At 61.3% G+C, this 22,466-nt stretch carries 20 protein-coding genes and 2 CRISPR repeat arrays; of the genes, 18 read left to right on the top strand and 2 right to left on the bottom strand.

Annotation, left to right across the window (positions count from 1 at the left end):
• Window positions 1-3 precede the first annotated feature (3 nt).
• The 14 genes from AZF01_RS10750 (at window position 4) to cas2 (ending at window position 12,476) form a co-directional block, all read left to right on the top strand.
• Window positions 4-774: a hypothetical protein gene (locus tag AZF01_RS10750; protein WP_244435525.1), complete on the top strand. Its 771-nt coding sequence runs from the start codon at window positions 4-6 to the stop codon at window positions 772-774.
• Entirely contained in the window at window positions 771-1,556 is a 786-nt protein-coding gene (locus AZF01_RS10745; protein WP_061449674.1) for a hypothetical protein, read from the top strand. The genes AZF01_RS10750 and AZF01_RS10745 overlap by 4 nt, the downstream gene beginning before the upstream one ends.
• Window positions 1,556-2,188, top strand: a complete 633-nt coding sequence (locus AZF01_RS10740) for a hypothetical protein (RefSeq protein WP_061449673.1) — start codon at window positions 1,556-1,558, stop codon at window positions 2,186-2,188. Before AZF01_RS10745 ends, AZF01_RS10740 begins: the two co-directional genes overlap by 1 nt.
• A gap of 110 nt (window positions 2,189-2,298) precedes the next feature.
• The gene (locus tag AZF01_RS10735; RefSeq protein ID WP_061449672.1) at window positions 2,299-2,580 is read left to right on the top strand and encodes a hypothetical protein; all 282 of its coding nucleotides are present in this window, start codon (window positions 2,299-2,301) and stop codon (window positions 2,578-2,580) included.
• Window positions 2,513-3,007, top strand: a complete 495-nt coding sequence (locus AZF01_RS10730; protein ID WP_152534549.1) for a hypothetical protein — start codon at window positions 2,513-2,515, stop codon at window positions 3,005-3,007. The genes AZF01_RS10735 and AZF01_RS10730 overlap by 68 nt, the downstream gene beginning before the upstream one ends.
• A complete protein-coding gene (locus AZF01_RS10725; protein ID WP_061449671.1) occupies window positions 2,997-3,746 on the top strand; it encodes a hypothetical protein in 750 nt (249 codons plus the stop codon). Before AZF01_RS10730 ends, AZF01_RS10725 begins: the two co-directional genes overlap by 11 nt.
• Window positions 3,743-4,384, top strand: coding sequence for a transcription termination/antitermination protein NusG (locus AZF01_RS10720; protein WP_024710160.1), 642 nt, complete (start codon window positions 3,743-3,745; stop codon window positions 4,382-4,384). The genes AZF01_RS10725 and AZF01_RS10720 overlap by 4 nt, the downstream gene beginning before the upstream one ends.
• A 340-nt stretch (window positions 4,385-4,724) precedes the next feature.
• Window positions 4,725-6,989, top strand: coding sequence for a CRISPR-associated helicase/endonuclease Cas3 (locus AZF01_RS10715; RefSeq protein ID WP_024710161.1), 2,265 nt, complete (start codon window positions 4,725-4,727; stop codon window positions 6,987-6,989).
• Between the two features lie 39 nt (window positions 6,990-7,028).
• Complete coding sequence (gene cas5c, locus AZF01_RS10710; RefSeq protein WP_024710162.1) at window positions 7,029-7,727, top strand: type I-C CRISPR-associated protein Cas5c; 699 nt, start codon at window positions 7,029-7,031, stop codon at window positions 7,725-7,727.
• Window positions 7,724-9,502, top strand: a complete 1,779-nt coding sequence (cas8c, locus tag AZF01_RS10705; protein WP_024710163.1) for a type I-C CRISPR-associated protein Cas8c/Csd1 — start codon at window positions 7,724-7,726, stop codon at window positions 9,500-9,502. The genes cas5c and cas8c overlap by 4 nt, the downstream gene beginning before the upstream one ends.
• Window positions 9,499-10,449: a type I-C CRISPR-associated protein Cas7/Csd2 gene (cas7c, locus tag AZF01_RS10700; protein WP_024710164.1), complete on the top strand. Its 951-nt coding sequence runs from the start codon at window positions 9,499-9,501 to the stop codon at window positions 10,447-10,449. The genes cas8c and cas7c overlap by 4 nt, the downstream gene beginning before the upstream one ends.
• Before the next feature lie 3 nt (window positions 10,450-10,452).
• The gene (gene cas4 / locus AZF01_RS10695) at window positions 10,453-11,142 is read left to right on the top strand and encodes a CRISPR-associated protein Cas4 (RefSeq protein WP_244435625.1); all 690 of its coding nucleotides are present in this window, start codon (window positions 10,453-10,455) and stop codon (window positions 11,140-11,142) included.
• Window positions 11,142-12,176 (top strand): type I-C CRISPR-associated endonuclease Cas1c, encoded by a 1,035-nt coding sequence (gene cas1c / locus AZF01_RS10690; RefSeq protein ID WP_024710166.1) that lies wholly within the window; start codon window positions 11,142-11,144, stop codon window positions 12,174-12,176. The genes cas4 and cas1c overlap by 1 nt, the downstream gene beginning before the upstream one ends.
• Window positions 12,177-12,185: 9 nt before the next feature.
• Window positions 12,186-12,476, top strand: a complete 291-nt coding sequence (gene cas2 / locus AZF01_RS10685) for a CRISPR-associated endonuclease Cas2 (protein ID WP_024710167.1) — start codon at window positions 12,186-12,188, stop codon at window positions 12,474-12,476.
• A 217-nt stretch (window positions 12,477-12,693) separates the two neighbouring features.
• A CRISPR array of direct repeats spans window positions 12,694-15,184; the repeat unit is 32 nt; unit sequence GTCGCCTCCCTCGCGGAGGCGTGGATCGAAAC.
• Between the two features lie 83 nt (window positions 15,185-15,267).
• Here cas2 and AZF01_RS10680 read toward each other — a convergent pair.
• Complete coding sequence (locus tag AZF01_RS10680; RefSeq protein ID WP_061449609.1) at window positions 15,268-16,464, bottom strand: IS256 family transposase; 1,197 nt, start codon at window positions 16,462-16,464, stop codon at window positions 15,268-15,270.
• 120 nt (window positions 16,465-16,584) lie between these two features.
• A CRISPR array of direct repeats spans window positions 16,585-17,084; the repeat unit is 32 nt; unit sequence GTCGCCTCCCTCGCGGAGGCGTGGATCGAAAC.
• 91 nt (window positions 17,085-17,175) lie between these two features.
• Between AZF01_RS10680 and AZF01_RS24375 the strand changes: the two genes are divergently transcribed.
• The 4 genes from AZF01_RS24375 to dinB are packed head-to-tail and all read left to right on the top strand — an operon-like array spanning window position 17,176 to window position 21,301.
• The gene (locus AZF01_RS24375; protein ID WP_152534479.1) at window positions 17,176-17,460 is read left to right on the top strand and encodes a hypothetical protein; all 285 of its coding nucleotides are present in this window, start codon (window positions 17,176-17,178) and stop codon (window positions 17,458-17,460) included.
• Window positions 17,387-19,456, top strand: coding sequence for an ATP-dependent helicase (locus AZF01_RS10675; protein ID WP_024707249.1), 2,070 nt, complete (start codon window positions 17,387-17,389; stop codon window positions 19,454-19,456). The genes AZF01_RS24375 and AZF01_RS10675 overlap by 74 nt, the downstream gene beginning before the upstream one ends.
• Window positions 19,457-19,471: 15 nt before the next feature.
• Window positions 19,472-20,134, top strand: coding sequence for an SOS response-associated peptidase (locus AZF01_RS10670; RefSeq protein WP_024707250.1), 663 nt, complete (start codon window positions 19,472-19,474; stop codon window positions 20,132-20,134).
• A 30-nt stretch (window positions 20,135-20,164) separates the two neighbouring features.
• The gene (dinB, locus tag AZF01_RS10665) at window positions 20,165-21,301 is read left to right on the top strand and encodes a DNA polymerase IV (RefSeq protein ID WP_081725719.1); all 1,137 of its coding nucleotides are present in this window, start codon (window positions 20,165-20,167) and stop codon (window positions 21,299-21,301) included.
• A 31-nt stretch (window positions 21,302-21,332) separates the two neighbouring features.
• On the opposite strand, the gene AZF01_RS10660 is transcribed toward dinB, so the two are convergent.
• Window positions 21,333-22,433 (bottom strand): S9 family peptidase, encoded by a 1,101-nt coding sequence (locus AZF01_RS10660; RefSeq protein WP_024707252.1) that lies wholly within the window; start codon window positions 22,431-22,433, stop codon window positions 21,333-21,335.
• Window positions 22,434-22,466 lie beyond the last annotated feature (33 nt).

Here is a 22,466-nt window from a genome sequence, read left to right as displayed (position 1 = left end):
GTGATGGCGAAGGCTGACAGCTCCAGAGCAGCAAATGCCGTGATCGAAGCATATCATCCGATGCGGATCCTGATCGGCTGCGAGACATCCGGCGTGGTGCGCCGTGCCTTTGCAGCCCGCGGCCATGATGTCTGGTCATGCGACCTTCTTCCGGCCGAAGACGGCAGCAACCGGCATATCGTTTGCGATATCCGGGATATCCTTGATGACGGCTGGGACCTTCTGGCGGTCATGCATCCACCCTGTACGCGGCTTTGCAACAGCGGCGTGCGCTGGCTTTGCGGACCACCGACCAATCCGCCAAACGAGGCAAGGGCAGACGAACGACGGGCGTGGCCGGTTCTTTCGACAGAAGAGCGACGCGCCATCATGTGGCGGCTGCTGGATGAAGGGGCCGATCTGTTCGCAGCGTGCTGGAATGCAAAGATCGAACGGGTTGCTGTTGAGAACCCGGTCATGCACCGGCACGCCAAAGCCCGTATTGCCGGCTATGCGCCACCGGCCCAGACGGTCCAGCCCTGGTGGTTCGGGGACAGGGCCTTCAAAGCGACCTCACTCTATCTGCGTGGCCTGCCGACGCTGTCTCCGACAAACAGGCTGACACCGCCAAGGCCGGGAACGGATGATCACAGGCGCTGGTCGATCGTGCACCGCGCGCCACCCGGGACAGATCGCTGGCGCCTGCGCTCGAGGACATATCCGGGCCTTGCCGATGCCATGGCAGAGCAATGGGGCAGGCATGCCGCCAAAGCCATGCAGGGGGGTTCCGCATGACCCGCCTGCCATCACAAACAGCACCAGCGCAAGCCGACGCCCAACATATCCGCCACTTCGAACGCACCGGCATTGCCAGTGGCAGCGGCAGGATCACGGCACTGCGCATTGTCTGCGGCTGCTGCGAGGCAGCGGGCTATGTGCCGGCCACGGCAGCGCTGAGGCAGGGAGAGCCGGAGGCGGCCATTGCAGCCTTTGGCGCCCATGGCTGGCTGGTCGGTGCGACACCGGCCGAAGACCGCTGCCCGGCCTGCAGCCGCAGATCCTCTTCAGACAGGAAACAGACGACGAAAGGAGCCGGCATCATGGCGGCAGGACCGCGCAAGACAACGGCGAAGGCGGCAACAGCAAAGGCGGCAAACACGACAGCGATCACTGCTTCGCCAACGGTATCCGAGCCACAGGCTCTCCAGGCAGACCTGCCGCCGCAGATGGGCCGGGATGATCGCCGGATCATCATGGAGAAGCTCGATGATGTCTATGGCGACAATGCGTATGGCGGCTCATGGACGGATACGACGGTGGCCCGTGATCTCAATGTCCCCCGGGCATGGGTGAGTGAGGTGCGAGAAGCCTTCTTCGGTCCGGAGGGCAGCAATCCCCTGCTTGATCGCTATGGGCAGGAAAGGGAAGAATTCGAGCGTCTTCATGCCGGCTTCATGGCCGCCCGCAAGAGCCATTGCGAGGCGCATGATCAGCTGGTCAAGATGGCGATGGACATCTCGAAGAAGGCTGACGAGATCAATCGTCTCGGCAAGCGGGTCGAACGGGAACTCGGCTGATGTCTGAGGTTGCCGCACTCATTGCCGATATGGTGCGTGCCGGTGTCGATGCCGATCTGATCGGTCGCACGGCGCAGGCCCTGGCCGAACGCGAGCCTGTGTTTGTCGGATCCGACGGCAGCACCGGAACGGGAATGGATGACGCTGGCAGCTCCTGCGGAGAGGCCGGCGCATCACGGCGTGCGCGCAACCGTCGCTACTATGAACGGCGCAAGGCGTCTGAACAGCTTCTTAAAACCACGGATTCAGACGCCGGTAAGACGCTTTCAGACGGGATTAAGACGCCAGACGGGCAGATTAAGACGGCATCAGACGGCTTTAAGACGCCTGCGTCTGAATTTAAGACGGTGACGGGTTTTGCTGGCGAACCGGCAAAAGAGAACTCCCCCCACACCCCCAAGAGAAAAATTCCCCCCTTAAAGAAAAGGCCCCTAAAGGGGCCCAAAAGAAAGTTCCCCCCGAACCGGCGGACAAGGGGCTGTTCGAGGCAGACCCCGAGACCGATCTCAGCGCCAGACCGGAAGGGGCAGGGGCTTCCGAAGCATTCGATGCAGCCGAATCATCCTCGGCATCGGCAGGGACAGACCGCAAACGCCGCTCCCGCCGTCATGGCGGTGACATCACCGGCCTGACAGCCGAGTTCGACACCCATGTCTGGCCGCTCTACCCGCAGAAGGTCGCTCGCAAGACAGCGGCAAAGGCCTGGGCCTCTGCCCGCCAGCGCGCCGACTTCGACACGATCATGGACGGACTGAAGCGCTACGTCGCCAAACGCGATGACAGGCCGTGGTGCAATCTCTCGACATGGCTCAATCAGGATCGCTGGACCGACAGGCCGGCAGCAGCACCGGCCAGAGCGCCGCCATCCCCCTCCGGCAGGCAATCACGCTCCGAACAGATCCGGGACCACAACAGGCGGGTCAGCGAAGCCCTCCACAAGCGCATGAGGCAGGACAATGGCAACGCAACTGCAGACATCATCGACATCGACAGATCAGACTGGACGGTTGAAGGCAGCGCTTGAACCGGCTGAAAGCCACCAGTCAGACCTGATGCTGACAAAGCTGATCGAACGCGGCTTCGTGGTTCCAGACAGTATCGATCCGGATATGGCGCCTGAGCTTTATGCCGAGGTGCTGTGCGGCAAACCGATTGCCGCCATGCGCCGTGTGTTCGAGAACCTCAGGCTTGGTCGCTATGAGCGCTATCGCTCCTTCCTGCCCAAACCGGCAGAGCTTTCCGCCATGATCGACGAGGCCGCCCGTCATGACCGGGAGATGCTGGTGCTGGAGCGGGAACGACAGAAGGCCGTGGAAGAACGCCGGCGTCTCACCAGGCAGATGAGCGAGGAGGAACGCGAACGGCGCCGGAAGAAGGCCGCAGCCGTCAGGGCGATGCTGGCAAAGGCTGCAGCGGCACGCATGGTGAAGGAAGAAACCGATGAGCGCTGAGAGCGATGCACCGGGCCGGAAGACCGTCAGAAAGGCCTTCCTCAAATTCTACCGGCAATGGCCGACCTTCGGCGATGACAGTGATGAACGCGCCTTTGCCGAATGGCAGGCGCTGCACCATGCAGAGCGTGAAGCCGCGGCCTCCCTGCTGCCGGCCTTTCTCAGCTTCGCGGCGATGAAGGGACAGACGGTCAAGTTTGCCGCCAGCACCTATCTGAAGGAACGGCGCTGGCAGGAGGTGCCGGAGGGCATGGAGGCAACAACAGGTCCGTCGATTGCCGCCACCTTCGGCAAGGCATGGATGGCCGAACGCTTCATCCGGCTTGCAGACCCCTGCGCCCATCTTCCACCGCTGACCCGCTTCCAGGAAAGCCAGATTGCCGATGGCAGGGCAGACCGCAAGGCACTCTGGCGCGAGCGCATGCAGAAGATGGGCTGGCCTGCCGTCAATGCCATGCATGAACAGGCCGTCCGCTATCCCGGACGCGGTGTCCGGGTCTCCCCGCAAACGGTGCTGCTTTCGGCAGACTTCGAGCAGGTGAGGGTGGATGGCAATCTGTGGCGGGCATGGGAGGCGGAACATCATGCCCATGGCTATCCATGGCTTCCCGATACGGGACGGGTGGAATGGGTCTACTTCCCGCCCATCCCTGATGAGGACGGACCGAAGGCGGCGCTTGCCGCCTTCTTCGACAGGCTGGAACGGATCGGACGGACAAGCGGGGCAGCAGCACAATGACACGGGATATGACGAGCCTTGAGGCCGAACTCGGGACGGACAGCCTTCGGCGTCTGGAACGGGATGCAGCCCTCAGGCGCATGCGGCTCGATGAGCAGCATGCCCTGACGGAAGCCCATGACCAGGCGACATGGTATGTGGCAGCGGTTCATCCGGGCCATGAGCAACAGGTGGAGACGGTGCTGAAGGACATTGGCGCCGAGGCGCTTGTGCCGATGCGCAAGGGCAAGCAGAGGCGCAGGCGCGGGCGGATGCTGCCGGTCAGGGACGAGGTGCTGATGACCGGCTATGTGCTTGTCCGCTTTGTCAGCACGGCGAGGGCGCTTCGAGGCCTGCTGAGTCTTGATCATGTCATCGCCATTCTCGGAGGCTGGGAGACGCCTTACCCTGTCTCAGACGACAAGGTGGCTCAGATCATGCGCAAGGCCGACAATGGCGACTTCGACTATGAGCGCCACAGCGATGTCATGGTCGAAGCCGGCGACCGGGTGATGATCGGCGACGGGATCTTCGAGGGACAGGTCGGCACGGTGGTCACGGCCAACAGCAAGGGCAAGGGAGATGTCGTGGTCGAGGTTGATCTGTTCGGCCGGCTGACGCCGATGGTCGTACCGCTTGCTGTGGTCGGCAAGGTGTGAGCCAATACGCCTGACGGTCGAAGATGATCCATCAGGATCTCGGCACGATCGCAGCGTATCGACGGGACGGGTGCTTCGCATGAGACTGATGAGAGCGGGTTACCTCGGTGACCCGCTCTTTGTCGTTGGGGCAGGGGGCAGGCAAACGGCGGGTCCTTCCTACAGTCCCTTGCCCTGCGGGTATTTGGCACCGCGCGGGTTGCCCAGTCTGAGGCTAAATTCGAAGCCTAAAGTCGGGGCTAAACTAAAGAAGGGGTATTTTTAGTTCAACATTTTAGGAAATTGGCGATAGCGTTCATTGACGGAAGGTCGAATGACCTCCTCGGGAGGGGGAACGTGCATGTCCAAGGCCTATTTTGCCCATTCTACGCCGGGCAAGGTTCAATCCGACTGGCAGGCGCTTTCGGACCACCTATTCGCCGTTGCGTCGCTGGCGAGCGAAATGGGTGGTCCGCTGGGGATAGGGCGTGCCTGTTTCGCGGCTGGCCTGTTTCATGATCTTGGCAAGTATAATCCGATCTTCCAGAGACGACTTGCCGGTGAAAACCTGCGGATCGATCATTCGACTGCTGGTGCGAAACTGCTTCGTGAGGTTGCCGAGGGCGTGGACAGGCAGATGGCTGAGATCATCGCCTATGCCATTCTCGGTCATCATGCTGGGCTTCCCGACCGCCTGAACGAAACCAATGCCTGTTATAACTGGCGCATAGACAACTCGCCGGAGATTGACCCTGTCTGGCGAGACGAATTGGGCGAAACGCCACGTGATCTGGCGCCGATGGACATTTTGCGAAAAATCCCCTCCGGCCGGAATGCAGGCTTTGCCCTCTCTGTCTTCGGTCGGATGGTTTTTTCCTGTCTTGTCGATGCCGATTTCAGGGATACCGAGGCCTTCTATTCCAGGCTTGAGGGAAGGGTTGCTGATCGGCAGTGGCCTTTACTCGCCTCGTTTTTGCCGGACCTCTCGGCGCGATATGAGCGCCATATGGCAGGGTTCTCTGCGGACGGTGACCTCAACCGCCTACGGCGGGAGGTCCTGAGCCATGTCCGTGGCAAGGCGGGCGAAAAGCCGGGGCTGTTCACGCTCACCGTGCCGACCGGCGGCGGCAAGACACTGGCTTCGCTCGGTTTTGCGCTTGACCACGCCAGAATACACGGCCATCGGCGGATCATCTATGCCATCCCCTTCACCTCGATCATCGAGCAGACGGCGGCCATTTTCCGCCAGGTGCTGGAGCAGGAGGGCGACAGTCTTATCCTCGAACATCACTCGGCGATCGATGAAGATCGGGAAAGCAGGCGTGGTAGGGAGGAACGCCAGCAACACGACAAGCTCAAACTGGCGATGGAGGACTGGGCGGCGCCGATCGTCGTTACCACCAATGTGCAATTGTTCGAGAGCCTGTTTGCGTCGCGGACATCGCGGGCGCGCAAGCTGCACAATATCGCCGGCAGCATCATCATTCTGGATGAGGCTCAGACCTTGCCGCGGCACTATCTCTTTCCGGTCATGCGGATGCTGGAGGCGTTGGTGGAACAGTATGGCTGCACCATCATCCTGTGCACGGCGACGCAGCCGGCGCTGGGCGCGCGTCCGGATTTTCAGCAGGGGCTGGCACTTGAAGGCCGCGAACTTGCGCCCGATCCGAATGGGCTGGCGGGCAGGCTGGCGCGCGCGACGATCCGTCATGGCGGGACGATGGACAATGACGCGCTGATTGCGGCGCTGGAAGAGAACGAACAGGCGCTGGTGATTGTCAACAGCCGCCGCCATGCGCTCGAACTCTTCAGGGACGCCGAGGCGGCGCGACTTTCCGGTCTCGTTCATCTGTCGACGCGGCTCTGCGCGGTGCACCGGCGCGAAATCCTCGGTCGTGTGAAGGCGCGGCTGAAGGCGGGCGGCCCATGCCGGGTGATCGCGACCTCTCTGGTGGAGGCGGGCGTCGATATCGATTTCCCGTGCGTCCTGCGCGCAGAGGCTGGGCTGGACCAGATCGTGCAGGCGGCCGGCCGTTGCAACCGCGAGGGCGGGCGGAGGCGTGAAGAGAGTTTCGTCACGGTATTCGATCCAGCGGATTACGCGCCGCCAACCGAGATCAAGGGCATGATCGGCGACATGAAACGGATGATCGGCAAGCATGACGATCTTCTGTCGCTGCCGGCGATCGAGGACTATTTCCGCGAGGTCTACTGGCGAAAGGGCGAAAAGGGACTGGACGGCAAGGGCATTCTCGACCGGTTCACGGTCACCCTTTCGGGCACGGATTTCGCTTACAGGTCAGTGGCGGAGGAATTCCGCATAATCGAGAGCGGCATGGAACCGGTGGTCATCCCCTATGACGACAAGGCGCGTCAGGCTGTCGCGGATCTCGGCATCGAGAACATCTCCTCTGGCCGACTCGCCAGAGTGCTGCAATCTTACATTGTTCAGGTGCCGCCGAAGGCGCGGGCGCTGCTTGTGGCCAATGGTCATGCGCGTTTCGAGCGGCCGGACCTGCGTGGGGATCAGTTCATGTTGCTGCAAACGGCTTCGCTCTACGGGCCTGAACTGGGTCTGTTGTGGGAGGAGGCGGAATATCTGGCTGCGGAGAATATGATTTTTTGATGCCGTTTTTTCGCGGTGGACCGAACCAAGGAGGGGCGATTGGCATACGGAATTAGGCTGAAGGTCTGGGGCGACTATGCCTGTTTTACGCGACCCGAGATGAAGGTCGAGCGCGTTTCCTATGACGTGATGACGCCATCGGCGGCGCGCGGCATCCTGGAGGCGATCCACTGGAAGCCGGCGATCCGCTGGGTCATCGACGCCATTCACGTGCTGGAGCCGATCCGTTTCCAGTCGATCCGGCGCAATGAGGTCGGCCACAAGGCGCCGGCCGGCAAGATCAAATCGGCGATGAAGCGCGGAGATCTGGAAGGGCTCAACCTCCTGGTCGACGAGGATCGCCAGCAGCGCGCGGCAACCGTGCTGGTAAGACCCGCCTATGTCATCGAAGCCCGTTTCGAAATGACGGAAAAGGCAGGGCCGGACGACAATGAAGGCAAGCATCTGGACACGTTCAACCGCCGTGCGCGGCGCGGCCAGTGTTTCAACCAGCCCTGCCTGGGGACACGCGAGTTCTCTGCCGCGTTTGAACTGATCGAACCGGATGATCGGACGCCGCAAGCCGCCGCCGAACACCGCACGGCCAGCCTCGGTTTCGGCGCGGCGCGCGATCTGGGCTTCGTGCTCTACGATATCGATCATGGCGCGGAAGGTCGCCCGTCGCTGTTCTTCCGGGCCTTGCTGGAAGACGGCGTGGTCAAGGTGCCGCCGCCGAATTCTCCGGAGGTCAGGCGATGACCATTCTCGCTTCGCTTGTGAACGCCTACGACCGACTGTCGGACGCGCCGCCGATCGGCTATTCGTCGGAAAAAATCGGGTTTGTGGTTTCGCTGAACGAGGATGGCAGCGTTGCCAGTGTCAGCGATCTCAGGGAAGGCGAGGGCAAGAGGATGCGCGCCCGGCAGATGCTGGTGCCGCAACCGGTGAAGCGGACAGCGGGCGTCGCGCCCAATTTCCTCTGGGACAAGACATCTTATGTTCTGGGCGTGACCGCCGGCGAGGGCAAGCGCACGGCCGATGAGCACGCAGCTTTTGTCGAACGGCATCTGACCGACATTGGCGGCACTGATGATGCCGGGCTCAGAGCATTGCTGTCTTTTCTGCAATCCTGGACGCCCGAACGTTTTGGCGAGCCGGTCTGGCCGGAGGACATGAAGGACCAGAACGTCATTTTTGCGCTGGAGAGCGATCGGCTCGCCCATATCTATATCCATGACCGGCCGGCGGCAAAGGCGCTGTGGGCCCGGCTCTCGACAGCGGGCGATGGCGGTGAGCAGATTTGCTTGGTAACGGGCGATAAAATGCCGCCTACCCGGCTTCACCCCTCAATCAAGGGAGTGTGGGGCGCACAATCTTCCGGCGCGGCCCTCGTTTCCTTTAATCTCGACGCCTTCACCTCTTATGGCCATGAACAAGGTGCCAACGCCCCCGTTTCCGAAAATGCGGCGTTCAAATACACCACTGTCCTCAACCGCTTCCTCGAACGCGACAGCGGACACCGGGTGCAGGTCGGCGATGCCTCCACGGTGTTTTGGGCCGATTCCGCGAATATGAAACGTGCTGAAGAGGCGGAAAGCCTGTTCTCTATGTTTCTGGAGCCTCCGGGTGAAGAAACCGGCGGAACGGCTGACGATGACAAGGCGGAAACCCGCAAGATCGAGGTCACGCTGAAGCGCATTCGCGAGGGGCAGAGCCTTGCGTCGATCAAACCTGATCTCGTCGAGGGGGTTCGGTTTTACGTGCTAGGGCTCTCGCCGAACGCCGCGCGGCTTTCTGTGCGGTTCTTCTTCTCCGACACATTTGGCGCTCTGACCGGGAACTATCAGCGCTATCTTGCCGACGTGCGTGTCGAACCACCGCCGAAAGACGGATTTGCGCCGTTGTGGCGTTATCTGCAGGAAACCGCGGTTCTGGGCAAGCGCGAGAATGTGCAGCCCAATCTTGCCGGCGAATGGATGCGCGCCATCCTGTCCGGGACGCATTATCCGCTTTCTCTGATGGCGGCGGTTCTCACGCGCATTCGCGCCGATGGCAATGTAAACGCGCTACGCGTTGGCATTCTGAAGGCGCTTCTCATCCGCAATTTCAACATGAAGGAGGTTCCGGTGGCGCTTGATCCGGAGAATGGGGACAGGGGTTATCTCCTCGGGCGGCTGTTCGCCGTCTACGAAGAAATGCAGCGCGCCGCACTTGGCGGCAGGGTCAACGCGACGATCAGGGACAAGTTCTACGGTTCCGCCTCGGCCCAGCCGCGCAAGGTTTTCGCCGTGCTGGAAAACAACTCGGCCAATCACCTTGCCAAGGTGCGCAAGACCAGCCCGGGCCGCGAATATAATCTGAAGAAGCTTCAGGATGAGATCATGGACAGGATGAACCCGAACGATGATCCCTATCCTTCCTCGCTGCGTGCGCAGGAGCAAGCGCTGTTCGGGCTTGGTTACCACCACCAGCACAGCAATTTTTTCAAACCCAAGTCCGATGAAGCCACGATCCAGGGGGGAGTAGAAGAATGACTATTATCAAAAATCGCTACGATTTTTCGGTGATCTTCGAGGTGAAAAACGGCAATCCCAATGGTGACCCCGATGCCGGAAACCTGCCGCGACTTGATCCCGAAACCAACAAGGGCCTCGTCACCGATGTTTCGCTCAAGCGCAAGATCCGCAATTATGTCGATCTTGCTCGGCAAGGCGAGGACGGCTTTCACATCTATGTCGAGGAAGGCTCGATCCTGAATGAGAAGCACCGCGAGGCTTACAAGTCGATCTACACGGATGATCCCAAGGTAGACAAGGCGGCCAAGCTGAACCCGAAGGATGATGCTGAAGCCAAGGTGCTCACAGGCTTCATGTGCGCCAATTTTTTCGACGTGCGAACCTTCGGCGCGGTGATGTCGACCGGTATCAACTGCGGCCAGGTCAAGGGGCCGGTGCAGATGAGCTTTGCCGCGTCCGTCGAACCGATCATGCCGCTTGAGATTTCCATCACCCGCATGGCGGCCACCAATGCTGCGGAACTGAAGCAGAAGGCGGAAGGCGATGACAGCGCGGACCGTACCGACAATCGCACCATGGGGCGCAAGTACATCGTCCCCTACGGGCTATATGTCTCGCATGGCTTCATCTCCGCCAAATTCGCCGAACGCACCGGCTTTTCCGAAAGCGATCTGGAACTCCTGTTCGAAGCGATCGCCAACATGTTCGAGCATGACCGTTCGGCCGCGCGCGGCGAGATGGCAACCCGCAAGCTAATTGTGTTCAGGCACGAAAGCGCGCTTGGCAATGCCCCGGCCCACGCCTTGTTCGAGCGGGTGCGGATCGGCCGCAATATCGGCGGTGAATTCAAACCGGTCGATGAGCGGCTGGACAATTATCCACCGGCGCGCGCTTTTGCCGACTACATCGTCGAGATCGACCGCGACAATCTGCCGGACGGTGTCGAGATCATCGAGAAACTCTGAGCCATGGCGGCGGCGGTGGAGGCAGGCGCGGACATGGGAGCGGGCGAGCCCATTCCCATTTCAGCGCTTCAGCACGCCGTTTATTGCCTTCGGCAGGCAGCCCTCATCCATCTGGAGCGGGTCTGGGCGGATAACCGGTTCACGGCGGAGGGCGATGTGCTGCATGCGGTAGCCGACAAGGGCGGCAAGCGCAAGGCGAGGGGGCTCCGCCGGGTGATGGCGCTGCCGGTGGCCTGTCGGCGGCTCAATATTTCGGGCATTGCCGATATGGTGGAATTTCAACTCTCCCCCGATGGCCGCGAGACCGCTTTTCCGGTGGAATACAAGCGCGGCAAGGCCAAGCTTCACCGCGCCGACGAGGTGCAGCTTTGCGCTCAGGCGCTCTGCCTGGAGGAGATGACTGGAATGCCGGTTGCCGAGGGCGCACTGTTTTATGGCGAGACAAAACGCCGTATCGCTGTTCCCTTTGACGCCGATTTGCGTGCCCTGACGGAAGAGACGATTGCGGCCTTTGCCGGCATGCTTGCCTCAGGCGAGACGCCACCGCCGACCGACAGGCGTTCGCGCTGCCGGGCCTGCTCGCTCATCGAAATCTGTCGCCCGGAGGCTTTCGGCCGGCCGGTCTGCGCCTGGCGCCGCCGGCAGGTGGAGGCGCTTGTCGCTGAAAGCGGGGCCGAAGGTGGGGATGGGTGATGAAAAAGCTGCTGAACACATTTTACGCCATGACCGAAGGGGTGGCGCTTTCCAAGGACGGGGAAAACCTGGTGGCCGCGATCGAGGGCGCGGAGCGTGGCCGCGTGCCGCTGCATATGCTCTCCGGCGTCGTCGTTTTCGGCGCGGTCTATTGTTCGCCGCCGCTGATGGGCGCGCTGGCGGATGCCGGCATCACGCTCACCTTTCTGACGCGCAGCGGAAAGTTCCAGGCGCGGTTGGAGGGGCCTGTCAGCGGCAACGTGCTGCTGCGCCGGGCGCAATACCGGGCAAGTGACCAGCCCGTGGAGATCGTGCGCTCAATCGTCACCGGCAAGGTGGCGAACCAGCGTGCGGTGCTTATGCGGTCGTTGCGCGATTACGGAAGCGAGTATCCATCCGAAACCCGTGCTGCACTGGAAGACGCGGGCGCAAGGCTGGCGCGGATTGCCAGACGCTCCGAGCTTTCCGAGGACACGGTGGACGGACTGCGCGGCCTTGAGGGGGAGGCGGCCAATCTCTATTTTTCCGTCTTCGATCATCTGATCCGCGCGCCTGACCCGGAAATCTGCTGGCGTGGACGCTCGCGTCGTCCGCCGCTTGATCCGGTCAATGCGCTGTTGTCGTTTCTTTATACGCTTCTTGTGCATGACTGCCGTTCAGCCTTGGAAGCGGTCGGTCTTGATCCGGCCGTTGGCTTTCTGCACCGCGACCGGCCGGGAAGGCCAAGTCTTGCGCTCGACCTGATGGAGGAACTGCGCCCGGTTTTAGCCGACCGGTTGGCGCTTTCGCTGTTCAACCGGCGCCAGTTGCGTGTCTCCGATTTCGAAGTGCGCGATGGCGGCGCGGTTGTCATGAGCGACGAGGCACGCAAGACCGTGATTGCCACCTGGCAGGAGCGCAAGAAGGTGGAGCGGGAACACCCCTTTCTGGGGGAAAAGGCGCCGGTTGGGCTGGTTCCCTATCTGCAGGCGCAATTGCTGGCGCGGCATCTTCGCGGCGATCTCGATGCCTATCCGCCCTGGTTCTGGAAGTGAGGAGACGTTATGCTGGTTCTGGTAACCTACGATGTGCGCGTGAGCGAAGGAAATGGCGCTGCCCGGCTGCGCGCTGTTGCCAAGGCCTGCCGTGATTTCGGCCAGCGGGTGCAATATTCTGTCTTCGAGATCGAGGTCGATCCGGCACAGTGGACCAGGCTCAAGGCCCGGCTGGAAGGCATCATCAAGCCTGAGATGGACAGTTTGCGGTATTATTATCTCGGCGCCAATTGGCAAAGGCGGGTTGAACATGTCGGCGCCAAACCGGCGGTCGACCTTAACGGACCTCTGATGATCTGAAATCCCTGACGTCCGCCGCGCCGAGGTTTTGGGGAGATCGGCGCGAACCACAAGAGTGCCGCAATATGCCGGGAGGTTCGCACTTCCGTCAGTTCTTTGAAATCGTTTATTTTCCCGAAAATTCTTCGAAAAAGAACATCGTCATTCTGCAGCGCCGGTCCGTGTTCGCGATGTCAGGTTGCATTGCCCTGTCTAAATAGGCCCTTATAGTCAGCCAGTCGCCTCCCTCGCGGAGGCGTGGATCGAAACGCATATGATGTTGGCGACAGCATCTCCAACTTTAATGTCGCCTCCCTCGCGGAGGCGTGGATCGAAACCGTCGCGCAGCACTCCGTCATGGGCGCCGAGGCGGTCGCCTCCCTCGCGGAGGCGTGGATCGAAACTCGGAAAATGCACTGTCGATAGAGATGCGGGACCGTCGCCTCCCTCGCGGAGGCGTGGATCGAAACGCAATTTGGGTAACGTTCGGCCCTTCGACAAGCTGTCGCCTCCCTCGCGGAGGCGTGGATCGAAACGAATTGCGATGGCTGACTGCTTACCCGTCATGGCGTCGCCTCCCTCGCGGAGGCGTGGATCGAAACACCCTTACGCGGCAGTGACGAAGAACCTCGTTCAGGTCGCCTCCCTCGCGGAGGCGTGGATCGAAACATTGCACGGATGGCGGCGGCCATTGCTTCACGCACGTCGCCTCCCTCGCGGAGGCGTGGATCGAAACGTCCAAACATCGTGTCACTCCTCCATGTCGTTTCCGGTCGCCTCCCTCGCGGAGGCGTGGATCGAAACAATGCTCGGCATCGGTATATGCTGATTGATGGAGGTCGCCTCCCTCGCGGAGGCGTGGATCGAAACGAGGAAAAGCTCGGAATGAAATTCAGCAGCTGGCAGTCGCCTCCCTCGCGGAGGCGTGGATCGAAACCAGTTGACGTTGATACAAATTTAGCCGAAGCCCGTCGCCTCCCTCGCGGAGGCGTGGATCGAAACATATCAAGGTTGACGGCAGGAGCATTTACGTTTGGTCGCCTCCCTCGCGGAGGCGTGGATCGAAACACGTAGGCGTCGGGGCTGGACGCCACCGAGACGCGTCGCCTCCCTCGCGGAGGCGTGGATCGAAACGACTGCAAAGTAGACTGTCAAGCCACTGCCGATTGTCGCCTCCCTCGCGGAGGCGTGGATCGAAACTGCGCTTTATGACGCCAGCGGCAACATCATCAAGCTGTCGCCTCCCTCGCGGAGGCGTGGATCGAAACGACTGGATGCATGTTCAGGCGGCGAGGTTGTAGCGGTCGCCTCCCTCGCGGAGGCGTGGATCGAAACAATTTTGTTGGTACCGTGGCCGAGGCAGCCCCGGTCGCCTCCCTCGCGGAGGCGTGGATCGAAACAATTTTGTTGGTACCGTGGCCGAGGCAGCCCCGGTCGCCTCCCTCGCGGAGGCGTGGATCGAAACTGCAGATCACCGCCGATATCCGCATGGCCGTGGCGTCGCCTCCCTCGCGGAGGCGTGGATCGAAACTGCGTGGTTGTCGCTGCGGAGAATGCCACGGCAGGTCGCCTCCCTCGCGGAGGCGTGGATCGAAACCTTGCCGACCGCAAGTCCGAACAGCGCGCCTGCACGTCGCCTCCCTCGCGGAGGCGTGGATCGAAACTTGTCCGGCGCCTGTTTCATGGTCGTCGCAATCTGTCGCCTCCCTCGCGGAGGCGTGGATCGAAACTCCAACGTCAACCGCTATGGCGGCGGCTTTTCCACGTCGCCTCCCTCGCGGAGGCGTGGATCGAAACGCCGTCCGATCCGGCATTAGCGAAATAACAATTGTCGCCTCCCTCGCGGAGGCGTGGATCGAAACAATCCGAGATGCAGCGCTTTGCCGATCAGGTTGACGTCGCCTCCCTCGCGGAGGCGTGGATCGAAACTCTTCTCCTTCGGCGAGCGCCTGCGGAAGAGTCGGTCGCCTCCCTCGCGGAGGCGTGGATCGAAACTTCAGCGTCGGCAAAGACAGGCAAAGCGCCTGAGGTCGCCACCCTCGCGGAGGCGTGGATCGAAACACCAAACCTATAGCACACTACGCAAAAGGGCCTCGTCGCCTCCCTCGCGGAGGCGTGGATCGAAACCTCGTCAAAATCTGGCACTTTCGCCTGCGCGAGGGTCGCCTCCCTCGCGGAGGCGTGGATCGAAACTCGACGACAACAACGAGCTCTTCGGCCGGGCTGGGTCGCCTCCCTCGCGGAGGCGTGGATCGAAACTTGGAGTACGGCGAATAGTGCGGCCCGATGTACGGTCGCCTCCCTCGCGGAGGCGTGGATCGAAACCATGGTGACGGATTATCGCCAGGGCGAGCGCGTGCAGAAGTCGCCTCCCTCGCGGAGGCGTGGATCGAAACCTGCGTATCCACCGCCACCGCCACCCTCACCGGAAGTCGCCTCCCTCGCGGAGGCGTGGATCGAAACACAACTCATCGAAACCCGTTGACCGCACCGCCTCGTCGCCTCCCTCGCGGAGGCGTGGATCGAAACAGTCTTGAGGTAGTCGGTGATGTCCCACTCACTCAGGTCGCCTCCCTCGCGGAGGCGTGGATCGAAACATGATCAAAGGGCGAGGCTGTCGCGTCATCCGCCTGTCGCCTCCCTCGCGGAGGCGTGGATCGAAACAATACGAGCACCTGGACGGACTGATCAGCGCTAGTCGCCTCCCTCGCGGAGGCGTGGATCGAAACCAGTCTGCCGCTTCCTGAGATCGTGTCCCATGACGTGGTGTAGCTTAGACGACCACGGCTCATCCCAGAGGGGCGGATGAGTGTCAGCTTGCTGCTGGCAGGCTGATGAGCGGATCATCGCTCATCGTGGCGATTGTCTCAAGTGTCATGTAGCGGGACCTCTGGACGGCCCATTCGTCGTTTTGCTCCAGAAGCAAGGCACCGACCAGTCTGACGATGGCGTCGTCGTTGGGGAAGATGCCAACGACTTCAGTGCGTCGCTTGATCTCGCCGTTGAGACGCTCGATCGGATTTGTCGAATGAAGCTTTGCCCAGTGCTGCCTGGGAAAGGTCATGTAGGCGAGCACGTCCTGTTCGGCGTTGTCCATGAGCGTGGCGAGTTTCGGCACCTTCGGCCTGATCTGGTCAGCGACATTGCGCCACTGGGTGCTCGCCGCCTCCGGCGTGTCCTGTGCAAACGCGGTGGCGATGAAGGCGGAGACGACGCGCCGCCCGCTCTTTCCGGCATGAGCCAATGCGTTTCTCATGAAGTGGACCCTGCAGCGCTGCCAGGTGGCGCAAAGCACCTTCGACACAGCGGCCTTGATCCCCTCATGGGCATCGGAGACGACGAGCTTGACGCCCCGCAGCCCGCGCCTGGTCAGGTTGCGAAGGAACTCCGTCCAGACCGGCTCGGCTTCTGATGTTCCGATCTCCATGCCGAGCACTTCGCGCCGGCCGTCGGTGTTCACGCCCACCGCGATGATGACGGCGACTGAGACGATGCGCCCGCCGCGTCGGACCTTCAGATAGGTGGCATCAATCCAGAGGTATGGCCATTCGCCTTCGATGGGCCTGTCAAGAAAGGCCTTCACCTTGTCGTCGATCTCCTCGCAGAGCCGAGAGACCTGGCTCTTGGAGATGCCAGACATGCCCATGGCCTTCACCAGATCGTCGACGGATCGGGTGGAGACGCCCTGGATATAGGCTTCCTGGATCACCGCCGTCAGCGCCTTTTCCGCCATCCGGCGCGGTTCGAGGAAGCTCGGGAAATAGCTGCCGGTGCGAAGCTTCGGAATGCGCAGCTCGACGGTTCCTGCACGCGTTTCCCAATCTCGGTCGCGATAGCCGTTGCGCTGGGCAAGGCGAAAGCCATTCTTCTCGCCGTAACCCGCGCCGGTCTTCGCCCCGACTTCCAGCGCCATCAACTTCTCGGCGGCAAAGCCGATCATCTCACGGAGCAAATCGGCGTCGGCGCTCTTCTCAACGAGTGAGCGCAGGTTCATCATGTCGTTGGTCATCGGTGGTGTCCTTCAGGTTGGTCATAAGCAACCCGACCCTACCGGAAATCACCGATGGCTATGAAATCCAGCTACACCACGTCATGGGACACGATCCTTCCTGATGCTGAGCGGTGGTGAGTCGCCTCCCTCGCGGAGGCGTGGATCGAAACCTCTTCGGTGTGCCGGTCGGCAGTCTTTCCGGCGCGTCGCCTCCCTCGCGGAGGCGTGGATCGAAACACCCGCAAGCAGCGGGCACAGATAGCCCTACGCGGTCGCCTCCCTCGCGGAGGCGTGGATCGAAACCTTAAGTTGCGGCGGTAGTTGCGCCACGTCTGGCGTCGCCTCCCTCGCGGAGGCGTGGATCGAAACGGCCCGAAATAGGCAACCCTCGTCATGGTCTTGTTGGTCGCCTCCCTCGCGGAGGCGTGGATCGAAACCTCGAGGAAGCGCGCGCCAAGGTTCCGGTATGGGCGTCGCCTCCCTCGCGGAGGCGTGGATCGAAACAGGTTACAGCGGCATCGGCAACGGCCGGCGCTGCTAGTCGCCTCCCTCGCGGAGGCGTGGATCGAAACAGTGAAGTCATAGTAGTTCCGAAGCGGATAGCCGGTCGCCTCCCTCGCGGAGGCGTGTGTAATTCGGCATCGGCGTTCGACGCCGATCAGCGCGCTAAGTTTTTGAAAGATTTAACGCATGTGGGGTCCCGGTGTCTCGCTGAATGACAGCTCTGCGATGGCGGGACTGGCGGCGTTCCTCGGCATGATGTCGGACGGTCTCCTTCAGGACTTTGCAACAGCGGAATTCTCCGATATGTTCCTTATTTGTTCTTTTCCGGTTTTGAGTGAATCGGCCTCATTGGCGGGTCCTGTGGACGGCGACCGAGACAGAACACCGGTGCGCAAGGCGTGCATCGTTGAATCACAAGGGCTTGAGGCAGAACGGTATGAGCGCGGCGCATCTCGAAAAATTGAACGACAACCAGCGGGCCGCGGTTCTGCATGGCACGGATTTGCCTGATGGCGCCATCGGCGGACCGCTGCTGATCATTGCGGGCGCGGGATCCGGAAAGACCAATACGCTTGCCCATCGCGTGGCGCAGCTCGTCATCTCCGGAACCGATCCGCGCAGGATCCTGCTGATGACCTTTTCCCGCCGTGCCGCAGCCGAAATGGGAAAGCGCGTCGAGCGGATCTGCGCGAAGGCGCTTGGCGACAGGGCCGGGATCATGGCGGACGGGCTTGCCTGGTCCGGCACGTTCCACGGTATCGGCGCCCGGCTGTTGCGCGAATATGCGATCGAGCTCGGTCTCGATCCGCAGTTCACCATCCATGACCGCGAGGATTCGGCCGACCTGATGAACCTCGCCCGCCATGACCTTGGCTTCTCCAAGACAGAAAACCGGTTTCCGGCCAAGGGCACCTGTCTTTCGATCTATTCGCGCACGGTCAATGCCGAGGCGCCGCTCTCGGAAATCCTGAGGGCAAACTTTCCATGGTGTGCCGCCTGGGAACAGGAACTGAAGGAATTGTTTGCGGCCTATGTCGAGGCCAAGCAGATCCAGAACGTCCTCGATTACGATGATCTGCTGCTCTACTGGGCGCAGACCATGAGCGATCCGGTGCTCGCGAATGAGATCGGCGGACGCTGGGACCATGTCCTGGTCGACGAATATCAGGATACCAACCGCCTGCAATCCTCGATCCTGATGGCGCTCAAGCTCGGCGGGTGGGGCCTGACCGTTGTCGGTGACGACGCCCAATCGATCTATTCGTTCCGGGCAGCCACGGTTCGCAACATCCTTGACTTCCCGAATGAATTCTCGCCGAAGGCCGACGTGATCACGCTCGATCGCAATTACCGCTCGACGCAGCCGATCCTCGCCGCTGCCAACGGCGTCATCGGTCTAGCCCATGAGCGCTACACCAAGGATCTCTGGACCGACCGCGCCTCAACCGAAAAGCCCCGGCTGGTGACGGTTCGCGACGAGGGTGATCAGGCGCGGTTCATTGCCGACGAGGTCCTCGACAATCGCGAGGGCGGCATGCGTCTGAAGGACCAGGCCGTGCTGTTTCGAGCAAGCCATCACAGCGGACCGCTGGAGGTCGAGCTCACCCGCCGCAATATTCCATTCGTGAAGTTCGGCGGCCTGAAATTCCTCGATTCCGCCCATGTGAAGGACATGCTGGCAGCCCTCCGGTTTGCCCAAAACATGCGCGATCGCGTGGCGGGCTTCCGGCTGATGCAGCTCTTGCCAGGTGTCGGCCCGGTCTCGGCGCAAAATGCGCTGGATGCGCTTGCGGAAATCGCTGATCCGGTTGAGACACTGGCGGCCCTGCCGGCGCCCTCGCGAGCGGTGGCCGACTGGCCGGGTCTCGTGTCGTTGGTAACGGATCTCCGGCAAGCAAACATGGGGTGGCCCGCCGAGATCGGCCGGATCCGGGCATGGTATGAGCCCTATCTGGAACGCATCCATGAAGACTTCGAGATGCGCCGCGCCGATCTTCTGCAGCTTGAGGATATTGCCGCTGGCTATCCGTCGCGGGAGCGGTTCCTGACCGAGCTGACGCTCGATCCACCGGACGCCACCTCCGGCCAGGCCGGTGTGCCGCTGCTTGATGAGGACTATCTGATCCTTTCGACCATCCATTCGGCCAAGGGGCAGGAATGGCGGTCGGTCTTTATGCTCAATGCGGTCGACGGCTGCATTCCCTCCGATCTCGGCGTCGGCACGACCGACGATATCGAGGAAGAGCGGCGTTTGCTTTACGTGGCGATGACGCGAGCGCGGGACAGCCTGAACCTCGTCGTGCCGCAGCGCTTCTTCACGCACGGACAGTCCTCGACCGGCGACGGGCATGTCTATGCCTCGCGGACCCGATTCATTCCCGCTATGTTGCTGCAGCATTTTGAGAACAGGACATGGCCGGTCGCAAAGCCGGGTCAACAGGACAACGCCGCTCCGCGGCAGGTTCGGCTTGATGTCGGCGCGCGGATGCGCGGTATGTGGCGCTGAGGGGGAGACGAGGATTTGTGCAATCTCTATAATCTGACGACGACACGGGATGCCGTCGTCGAGTTTACGAAGGCGATGAGCGACAAGGCCGGATGGAACGAACCATCGCTCAATGTCTATCCCAACACGCTGGCGCCGATCGTTCGCGTTGATGGCGATGGCAAACGGGAAATCGTTAGTGCCACCTGGGGCATGCCGACGCCGCCGGCCTTCGTCAAAGGCAAGGCCGATCGCGGGGTCACCAATATCCGCAATGTCGGGTCTCCGCATTGGCGGCGCTGGCTCGGGCCGACAAGCCGCTGTGTCGTGCCGTTTACTTCATTTGCGGAGCCTGACCCTGCGAGCAAGGTGGAGGGCGGGCGCGTGCCCAATGCCTGGTTTGCGCAGAACGCAGATCGGCCATTGATGTTCTTCGCCAGTTTCTGGACGCCCTGGAAGGGCGTGCGGAAGGTCCGCGATGGCGAACAGGAATATGAACTGTTCGGGTTTCTGACCACAACACCGAATGAGATCGTCAAACCCATTCATGAAAAAGCAATGCCGGCGATCCTGACGACGCCGGAAGAGGTCGATCTCTGGCTCACCGGTGAGTGGACCGATGTAAAACACCTTCAGCGACCACTGCCCGGCAACATGCTTGTCCTCGTCGCCCCTCCTGAAAACCCCGAAGACGAATAACGTCATCGCGTGTTACGCGCTTGAGAAGTCATGGCCGCGCCGGATGAACTGACTACATTTGAAAGAGACCATGAGGTCGAAACGGATGATGCCGCTCCAGCCATCCGCAAGATCATCCATGTCGACATGGATGCCTTTTACGCCTCAGTCGAGCAGCGCGACAATCCCGAACTGCGCGGCAAGCCGGTAGCTGTCGGAGGCTCTGCGGCCAGAGGTGTCGTTGCCGCGGCAAGCTACGAGGCCCGAGCTTTTGGAGTAAGGTCCGCGCTCCCATCAGTGACCGCTAAACGACGGTGTCCCGACCTGGTGTTCGTGAAACCACGGTTTGACGTCTACCGATTGGTCTCGGCGCAGATCCACCAGATATTCGCTGAGCATACAGACCTGATCGAACCGCTTTCGCTCGATGAGGCCTATCTTGATGTGACCGAGAACAAGCAGGGTATCGCGTTTGCAACCGAAATCGCGACGATCATTCGCGCCCGTATCAAGGATGTAACCGGTCTCAATGCGTCTGCCGGGATATCCTACTGCAAGTTCCTCGCAAAGATGGCGAGTGACCTCAACAAGCCGAACGGCCAGGCCGTGATCACACCGAAGATGGGTCCGGCATTTGTCGCTGACCTCGCCGTCAAGAAATTCCACGGCGTTGGGCCGGCGACGGCAGAGAAGATGCAGCGGCTCGGGATCGTGACCGGCGCAGATCTGCGCGACAAATCGCTCGCCTTCCTGCGTGACAACTTCGGCAAGTCGGGGAGCTGGTATTATCGAATCTCGAGGGGGATCGACGAGCGGCCTGTTCAGCCCGATCGGCCGCGCAAATCGATCGGCGCGGAAGACACGTTTGCGGCCGATATATTCGATCTGGAGGCGGCGCAGGCGGAGTTGATCCCGCTTGCCGAGAAGGTATGGCGCCATGCTGAGAACAAGCAGATCAGTGGGCGGACTGTGACGCTGAAGGTGAAATATGCGGACTTCCAGCAGATCACGCGGAGCCGGACGGTCCGTCAGAACGTGCGAAACGCAGATGAGATCGCCGAGATCGCCGGCACGTTGCTTGCTGAGTTGTTTCCTACCCAGAAAGGAATTCGCCTCCTCGGGGTCACGCTTTCTTCGCTGGGCGAATGCTCAGACAGGGGAGGGAATACACAGATGAGTTTGCTATGAGAAGCAGGTTAGGAAAGCGAACAGTCCCGTTTCACGGTGATCTTGACGCGGGCAATGCAGCGAAAGCGGGCCAGGCTAAGTCTGCGTAAAACCTGTGTCCACCCTCTCCAATGACAAGATCGATTGCGCCAGCCTTTCCCAAGTGTTCGAAAATGACCTCTGCCCTTGCAAACGCCTCCTGTACGCCTTCATACGGGAAAAGAGGGTCGTTACGGCCCATGACGATCAGTACTTTGGCGTCGTGGATGGCAGCAGCGATATCCGGGAAGTCGAACCATTCGAGCATACCGGGAATATAATTGTCGGTGCAGTGATCGATAGCGCCGATGCTTCGGGCGACTGTGCCAAAGCAGGACGCGGCAATGATACCCTTCAGCCGCGGCTCGAGAGCGGCGGCATACCAGGCGATCGTTCCTCCACCGGAATTGCCCATGACATGAATGCGCTCGGGATCGAGAACCTCGAACTCGGCCACCGCATCGCAGGCCCTGATGACGTCGAACACCCTCTCGCCGATTAGGGTACGTCCCAAAAGCAGTGCCGTCATCGCCGGATGCTTGCACGTCCGGTTATCGTCATTGATCGGCAGGTCAAGAGTGCGCCTGCAGCAATCGGCGCGATCGTCGCCGCGAATTCCGAAGGCGCGCTGCTCCATTGCAATGGCGGCATAGCCATGGTTTACGGCCTGGATCGCGAAATCTCGGTCGCCGCCGATGTGCTCGACGTCGCAGTCATGCATCACCTCACCGAGCGAGATATGCATGCCTGTGGTGTGTCCCTGCAGACAGATCATCACCGGCAACGGGCCTTTGGCATTTTTCGGCAGCAGCAGCACGCAAGGGACTTCGGCACCCGGCTCCGCCTCGAAAATAAACTCCTGTCGGTCATGCGTGCCACAGTCGACGCGTTCACCGACAGCCGTCACCACGCTGCCTGCGGGCCGCTCGTCCGGCATACCGAGAAGCTCGATAAGCTTGGCGCGGAGCGTTTCGGCCCAGTCGGGATCGCTTCCGGCATGTTCGAAGGAGAGCTTGCGGGGTGCCTCCTCGATCATTCGGCTGTGCAGACCGGAAGGCGCAAAGGTCGAACGTCCGGCGAGCGAGAAGGTGAAGGGGGTGGGCGATTTGAGCATTCGAACGACCTATATTCGCTGAACTTGGGATTG

It is taken from the genome of Martelella sp. AD-3, from assembly GCF_001578105.1.
Classification (GTDB): Bacteria; Pseudomonadota; Alphaproteobacteria; order Rhizobiales; family Rhizobiaceae; genus Martelella.
Note: the sequence above shows the minus strand (reverse complement) of the source record. Positions and strands in the feature narration are given on the sequence as shown.

Excerpts from the sequence above, each read along its gene's own strand:
- AZF01_RS10750 (WP_244435525.1), top strand. The coding sequence starts at position 4 with ATGGCGAAGGCTGACAGCTCCAGAGCAGCAAATGCCGTGATCGAAGCA.
- AZF01_RS10745 (WP_061449674.1), top strand. The coding sequence starts at position 771 with ATGACCCGCCTGCCATCACAAACAGCACCAGCGCAAGCCGACGCCCAA.
- AZF01_RS10740 (WP_061449673.1), top strand. The coding sequence starts at position 1,556 with ATGTCTGAGGTTGCCGCACTCATTGCCGATATGGTGCGTGCCGGTGTC.
- AZF01_RS10735 (WP_061449672.1), top strand. The coding sequence starts at position 2,299 with ATGGACGGACTGAAGCGCTACGTCGCCAAACGCGATGACAGGCCGTGG.
- AZF01_RS10730 (WP_152534549.1), top strand. The coding sequence starts at position 2,513 with ATGGCAACGCAACTGCAGACATCATCGACATCGACAGATCAGACTGGA.
- AZF01_RS10725 (WP_061449671.1), top strand. The coding sequence starts at position 2,997 with ATGAGCGCTGAGAGCGATGCACCGGGCCGGAAGACCGTCAGAAAGGCC.
- AZF01_RS10720 (WP_024710160.1), top strand. The coding sequence starts at position 3,743 with ATGACACGGGATATGACGAGCCTTGAGGCCGAACTCGGGACGGACAGC.
- AZF01_RS10715 (WP_024710161.1), top strand. The coding sequence starts at position 4,725 with ATGTCCAAGGCCTATTTTGCCCATTCTACGCCGGGCAAGGTTCAATCC.
- cas8c (WP_024710163.1), top strand. The coding sequence starts at position 7,724 with ATGACCATTCTCGCTTCGCTTGTGAACGCCTACGACCGACTGTCGGAC.
- cas7c (WP_024710164.1), top strand. The coding sequence starts at position 9,499 with ATGACTATTATCAAAAATCGCTACGATTTTTCGGTGATCTTCGAGGTG.
- cas4 (WP_244435625.1), top strand. The coding sequence starts at position 10,453 with ATGGCGGCGGCGGTGGAGGCAGGCGCGGACATGGGAGCGGGCGAGCCC.
- cas1c (WP_024710166.1), top strand. The coding sequence starts at position 11,142 with ATGAAAAAGCTGCTGAACACATTTTACGCCATGACCGAAGGGGTGGCG.
- cas2 (WP_024710167.1), top strand. The coding sequence starts at position 12,186 with ATGCTGGTTCTGGTAACCTACGATGTGCGCGTGAGCGAAGGAAATGGC.
- AZF01_RS10680 (WP_061449609.1), bottom strand. The coding sequence starts at position 16,464 with ATGACCAACGACATGATGAACCTGCGCTCACTCGTTGAGAAGAGCGCC.
- AZF01_RS24375 (WP_152534479.1), top strand. The coding sequence starts at position 17,176 with ATGGCGGGACTGGCGGCGTTCCTCGGCATGATGTCGGACGGTCTCCTT.
- AZF01_RS10675 (WP_024707249.1), top strand. The coding sequence starts at position 17,387 with ATGAGCGCGGCGCATCTCGAAAAATTGAACGACAACCAGCGGGCCGCG.
- dinB (WP_081725719.1), top strand. The coding sequence starts at position 20,165 with ATGGCCGCGCCGGATGAACTGACTACATTTGAAAGAGACCATGAGGTC.
- AZF01_RS10660 (WP_024707252.1), bottom strand. The coding sequence starts at position 22,433 with ATGCTCAAATCGCCCACCCCCTTCACCTTCTCGCTCGCCGGACGTTCG.